General features: G+C 40.6%; 6 protein-coding genes. 1 reads left to right on the top strand and 5 read right to left on the bottom strand.

The genetic code is table 11. The features are described 5' to 3' along the window. Window positions 1-123: 123 nt before the first annotated feature. From AC1DPZ_RS20760 to AC1DPZ_RS20740, 5 genes are all read right to left on the bottom strand, one after another. Window positions 124-768, bottom strand: a complete 645-nt coding sequence (locus tag AC1DPZ_RS20760) for an RNA polymerase sigma factor (protein ID WP_477406987.1) — start codon at window positions 766-768, stop codon at window positions 124-126. Between the two features lie 179 nt (window positions 769-947). Then, window positions 948-1,544, bottom strand: a complete 597-nt coding sequence (locus AC1DPZ_RS20755) for a TMEM175 family protein (RefSeq protein WP_477406985.1) — start codon at window positions 1,542-1,544, stop codon at window positions 948-950. Between the two features lie 28 nt (window positions 1,545-1,572). Next, on the bottom strand, window positions 1,573-2,787 hold the full coding sequence (locus AC1DPZ_RS20750; RefSeq protein ID WP_477406983.1) for a glycoside hydrolase family 88 protein: 1,215 nt from the start codon (window positions 2,785-2,787) through the stop codon (window positions 1,573-1,575). Window positions 2,788-2,949: 162 nt separating this feature from the next. After that, window positions 2,950-3,597 carry a LamG domain-containing protein gene (locus tag AC1DPZ_RS20745; RefSeq protein ID WP_477406981.1) on the bottom strand — a complete coding sequence of 216 codons (648 nt, stop codon included), beginning with the start codon at window positions 3,595-3,597 and terminating at the stop codon, window positions 2,950-2,952. Window positions 3,598-3,629: 32 nt separating this feature from the next. After that, on the bottom strand, window positions 3,630-4,271 hold the full coding sequence (locus tag AC1DPZ_RS20740; RefSeq protein ID WP_477406979.1) for a hypothetical protein: 642 nt from the start codon (window positions 4,269-4,271) through the stop codon (window positions 3,630-3,632). A 135-nt stretch (window positions 4,272-4,406) separates the two neighbouring features. Between AC1DPZ_RS20740 and AC1DPZ_RS20735 the strand changes: the two genes are divergently transcribed. Further along, window positions 4,407-5,687: a hypothetical protein gene (locus tag AC1DPZ_RS20735; protein WP_477406977.1), complete on the top strand. Its 1,281-nt coding sequence runs from the start codon at window positions 4,407-4,409 to the stop codon at window positions 5,685-5,687. Window positions 5,688-5,708 lie beyond the last annotated feature (21 nt).

Raw genomic sequence — 5,708 nt, 5'->3', positions numbered from 1 at the left:
AAGGTAGGTAAGCCTTGCATTAAATGCACTCATACAGGTAGATGTTAGTTCATAAATTTTAAATTGGTAAAAGGAGTTGGGGTCGAACTCGCATACAAGACAACAAAACCTGTAAAAAAGGGGCTATTGGTTTTTAAAAAAAATTAAAAAAGTTTTTATCGCTATTAAAATTAGTGTAAAAGCCTCCAGGTGGGTGCGCACATAATCGGTGATTGATGTGGTAGCTATTTGCAGATATTTTTTTACCGTTTCGCGGGAGAGTTTAAGCTGATCGGCTATTTCGGCATATTTAAGGCGGTTATGCCTGCTTAGTAAGTAAACTTTTTGCTGTTGCGGAGGCAGGTGATCAATGGCTTCATCCAGTAAATTATAATACATACCCGAATCCTGCTCTGCATTTAACATTCCTATGCTGCCCTGCTCCAGTCTTTTTATTTGTATTCGTTCCTTCGCCAGTTTTTTAAGGCAGTTGAGCGCATGGTTTTTGGATATAACAAAAAGGTAAGCCTTAAAATCGTCAATATTACCAAGGGTTTCGCGGGTCATCCATATTTTTAAAAACACATCCTGTACAACTTCTTCTGCCAGCTCGGCAGAGTTAGTAATGCGATAAATATGAATACCCAATTGCTGATGGTATGCGGTAAACAGCTGGCGAAAAGCATGCTCATCACCGGCTGCTACCTTTAAAAGCAATTCGTTTTCATGATGAAGCTTATTTGCTTTTGTAGGCAAATCGAGCTTATGATCATAAGCAATATCCAACATAAGTAAACGTAAAGTAGTGGCAAATAATGGTTAAAAATTTAAACTTACAACACAATATAACTTAGGCAAAAACACTACTACAACCGCGAAGTTGCAAAATAGTTTATACTTTTTTACCAATAAAGCGTGTTTAAATTACATTATTTCTGAAACAGAGGTAATTATAATTAATAGTTAAATCAACTCTCCGCATCCTGTTGAGCGAGTTTCTTTTCAATCCTTTTATCGGGAATAAACCAGATGCCGGCTACAATAACATACAATGCAAAGGCTGCTATCGTGTTTAGCCAGCTTACACCAATAGCTATTGCATAGATGCCGACAGATATCTTTCCTTTCCAGTCTTCGCCAAAGGCCTCGGCAATCAAAGAATTCCCCCCATGGTGATGGATAAGTTTTCGTACTAAAATAGAATATGCGATGCCATTCATTGTTAGTACAAAACCATAACAAGCTACCGGCCCCCTGGCAAAATGATTTTCGCCCATCCAACCAGTAACAAATGGTATTAACGATAGCCAGAAAAGCAAATGCAGATTGGCCCATAAAATCCCACCGTTAACTGAATGAACGGCCTGAAACATATGATGATGATTATTCCAGTAAATACCAACGTAAATAAAGCTCAAAATATAGCTTATTAAAACAGGTATAAGCGGCTTTAATGATTCAATGCTATCGCCATGTGGCACCTTCATCTCCAATACCATTATGGTAATAATAATGGCAATAACGCCATCGCTGAAAGCTTCTAACCTACCCTTGCCTAATGCCATTTTTTTATTTTATCCAGCTAAATTTAAGTTATTTTTTTGGGCCGAATGCCTGGTAACGCAGCATGGCCTCTATAAAATAGTAATCTGCATAGGTTAAAGGCACGTCAATTTCTGTGCCTGCAGGGAAATGTCCTACGCTATGCTGTAAAATAAAACCACCATTGGTGCCGGCAGCAGCCATGTAAGGCGGGGCAGAAAGCGTTTTCAATATGGTTTGGGCTACGCTAAAATACTCCTGCCCGTTTTTTACGTCGCTGTACCTGCAAAGCTCCAGCAAGGCCGAAGCCATGACAGATGCTGCCGAAGCATCTTTAAGTGCATCAGGAATGTTAGTGGCATTATAATCCCAATATGGAATCTTATTGGCTGGCAGATTGGGGTTAGTCAATATAAAATGGGCAATATTTTGAGCCTGATCCAGGTATTTTTTGTCATGTGTTTCGCGGTACATCACGGTGTATCCATACAGGCCCCATGACTGGCCCCTGGCCCATGCCGATTCATTGGCGAAGCCCTGGGCGGTTTTCTTTTCCTTTACCGCTCCTGTTTGGGCATCATAATTAATCACGTGGTATGAGCTATAATCGGGCCTGAAATGGTTTTTCATGGTAGTATTGGCGTGGGTAACCGCTATTTTATAATAGCTGGGATCACCAGTTTCGCGCGTTGCCCAAAACAGCAGTTCCAGGTTCATCATATTATCAATGATCACCAAATAATCGCCCGGTTTTGAATCCCATGATTTGATACAGCCTACTGTTGGGTTAAACCTTGTAGAAAGGGATTTTGCACTGTTAATCAGTATTTGTTTATACTCCGGCTTTGGCTCAATTTTGTTGGCATTTCCAAAACTGCAGTACATCATAAAGCCCAAGTCATGTGTATGCGTGTTAAACTGCTCCTTAGTTAAAACACCCATCACGCGGTTTGCTTCGGTAAGCAAAGCCTGGTCCTTACTTTCCTGGTATAAATACAGCAAACTACCCGGATAAAACCCACTGCACCACCAGTCCGAATTGCTGTTTTCCTGCTTGTTTGTATTTGGGTGATAGGTTTTAGGAAATTCCTCCGGCCCTATCTGCTTCGCCAGGAATTTATATTGAGCGCCGGCATCGGTAAAGGTTTTTTTTATGGTAGCTAAAAGCTCCTTTTGTGGTTTGAAATTTGACTGGGCTAAGCTTAAAAAACTTATACCGGTAAAGCATACAGTACATAACAATACTGGCAGGATTTTGAATTTCATCAGATGTAAATTTGGCTGGTGCTAAAGTTGCAAATTTTGATTGAGATTTTAAGCACATAATTTAACACCAGCCTAAAGAACAAGGGTTACTTTAATTCCCGCTACAACATTTTAGTAATTCAGAAACCGGATAATCCATGTGGAAACACCATATCTAACACGCTATTTGAGTGCCTTTACTACCAAATTTTTGTAAGCACCCAAAGATGAGTTACCATGCCAGTAACCTACGGAACCACTTTTTAAAGATGGATCGAGCGAAGCATATGTCATTGACGGTTTAGCTGCATTATTTACATAAACTTCCATTTTGCTGTCCTTAACCACAACTTTTACATGAAACCAGTCATTGTGCGGCAGTATGGCATTGGCCTGGTATTTATTTGCTTCATAATCCCACCAGTTAAACTCGGCCTTCTTTTCGGGCATGTATTGTATAGCGTTGATAGTACCTGATGATAAAGGCCTGAAGTACACTGTTTCGTAATGATGGGCATCTTTTATTCTGAAGGCAAGGCCAATATAACCATTCCCTTTGCCTGCGAATGCAAGATCGAACTCGATGATGCCATTCCTGAAGTTTAAGTTTTTTGGATAAGCAAGGCTGGCCGATTTATAGTTACCAATCATCCGTTTTATTAACAGCGCCTTTTGGCCCAGGTAGGCGCCAAATTCATAATCAAGCGTATCATTTTTGGGAATGATCCACTCTTTAGGTTTGATGACAGAAAGATCATGTACCTGGTATTGTTGCTGGGCAGAAACCTTAATAGCCACAAAGAGAATGGATATTAACAATAGCTTTTTCATAACGATAAATTTTAATGAGGTTTGTATTGATTTTATTTAATCACAAGATTGGCAAAGTCGCCTGTTAATCCATCTGCCCATAAGCCGATGAGACCATCCTGCCTGTTATTTAGCTTTTTAACTGTAAGGGAGGGGCTGGTAGAATTATCCACATAAACAACAATTTCGTAAGCCTTTACTATAATACGCGCATGGAACCAGGCGGTTGCAAGCGGGAATGGGTTTACCGCATTTTCATATACCAGGGGATGTTCTTTTCTCAGCCTGTCCCAGGTATAATCGGGCATACTAATGTATTGAACAGTATGCTTTCGCCTCAATGTATCAGGCGACTGGAAATTAAAGGGCCTGAAATAAATGACATCGTAAGTAATGGTATCAATACCATGAAAAGCAATGCCCAAAAAACTTTGCTGGAAAACATCCTTGCCCCTTAGGTCAATGTCAATTATGCCGGTTTTAAAGCTGGTCCCCTTAAGCCATACAATGCCATTACAGGATAGGCCCTGCTTAGTGCCATCGGCAAGTTCGGTTACACTTTGGCGGGGAGTTATCACCAGTTTATTTTGTTTCAATAAGTTGTTAAGATCATAGGTGCCATTTTGCTGTGCGTAACCCACATTACAAAAGAGTGTAATGAGTAAAAAGAGCGCGAATAAAATATTGTTCTTCATGAGTTTAGATTTTAACTTTAGCAAAACTTGCAAATTGCGCTCATAATAAAGCTTCAAAAGCATTTCAAGTTTTGTTCAAGTTTGTTCAAACCTTTTTTGCATTTTTAGATACCGCATCATCCACCTGACAAACCTATGGAAAAAGAAAAACAATTGCTTTTGTTATGCCGGCAGCTAATTGAACAAGCCTTGAACTGGAGAGATAGCAATATTTGGGGTAACAGCGATTTTGAACAGCTAAGCAAACAGATATTTGAAAAAACCAAAGTGCAGTTAAGCATATCAACCCTTAAACGCATCTGGGGAAAAGTGCGTTACGAAAGCTTCCCTACGGCAGCTACTCTCAACGCGCTGGCCCGTTTTCTTGATTATACCAGCTGGCGCGATTTCAGGCAACATCACCAGGTTAACGGTGTTATAGAACAGCCTGCAGCACCCATCGTAACCGGCCAGGAAATCATAATAACTTCTCCAAAAAAACCATATAAATATGTCTGGCTTATAGGGAGTTTCCTGCTTGTACTTGGCAGCCTTTATTTTATCAGCATGAAAAGGAAAAAACCTATCGACTTATCAGGCGTAAAATTCAGCAGTAAAAAGGTATCCGATGGGCTGCCAAACTCTGTAGTATTTCAGTACGATGCGTCTGTTTTTAACTCGGACAGTGTTTTTATCCAGCAATCCTGGGATCCGAGCCGGCGCGAACGGGTACCCGGAAATGGTAAACAGTATACATCCATCTATTATCATCCCGGCTATTTTTTAGCAAAGCTGATAGTGGATAATCAGATTAAAAAAGAAAGCACCGTATTCATCAAAACCAAGGGCTGGATAGGCATTGTTGACCATTTTCCAGTACCGGTATACCTATCGCCAGGCGAAATAAAAGGACAAGGTTATATGGGCATTTCGGGTGAGGTTATGCAGCAAAAGCTTGGCGTACCTGTGTTTAATAATACCTGGGTAAAGTTTTCGAACGTGCGCGAATTCCCCGGCATCAGGGCAGATGATTTTGTGCTCGAATGTACTTTGCGCAACACCTCAACCACAGGGCAATCTGTTTGCGGTAAAGCCGACCTGACAATTTTAGGAGCCGGGGCAGCTATTATTATACCCATAGTAAACAAAGGCTGCATTGCCGATATAGGTATTTTAACCGGCTATAATTGGATAGATGGCAAAGATCACGACCTGAGTGCCTTCGGTTGTGATTTTACCCGGTTCCAAAACTTAAAATGCTGTGTAAAAAACCGTCGCTTAAAAATTTTCCTCAATAATAAACAGATTATGGATGTAGAGCAAAAACACAGCATTGGCCGTGTTGTAGGCATCAGGTTTGAGTTTGAAGGTCCCGGCCAGGTAAAACATTATAAGCTGGAAACACCGGGAGCACAAGCTTATGAGGAGAAATTTTGAGAGGGTTCAACGTATTAATTC

The organism is Mucilaginibacter sp. P4_G9 (assembly GCF_056400985.1).
Note: the sequence above shows the minus strand (reverse complement) of the source record. Positions and strands in the feature narration are given on the sequence as shown.

Bases quoted from the DNA above. Each gene is read 5' to 3' on its own strand.
- AC1DPZ_RS20760 (WP_477406987.1), bottom strand. From the start codon at position 768: ATGTTGGATATTGCTTATGATCATAAGCTCGATTTGCCTACAAAAGCA.
- AC1DPZ_RS20755 (WP_477406985.1), bottom strand. From the start codon at position 1,544: ATGGCATTAGGCAAGGGTAGGTTAGAAGCTTTCAGCGATGGCGTTATT.
- AC1DPZ_RS20750 (WP_477406983.1), bottom strand. From the start codon at position 2,787: ATGAAATTCAAAATCCTGCCAGTATTGTTATGTACTGTATGCTTTACC.
- AC1DPZ_RS20745 (WP_477406981.1), bottom strand. From the start codon at position 3,597: ATGAAAAAGCTATTGTTAATATCCATTCTCTTTGTGGCTATTAAGGTT.
- AC1DPZ_RS20740 (WP_477406979.1), bottom strand. From the start codon at position 4,271: ATGAAGAACAATATTTTATTCGCGCTCTTTTTACTCATTACACTCTTT.
- AC1DPZ_RS20735 (WP_477406977.1), top strand. From the start codon at position 4,407: ATGGAAAAAGAAAAACAATTGCTTTTGTTATGCCGGCAGCTAATTGAA.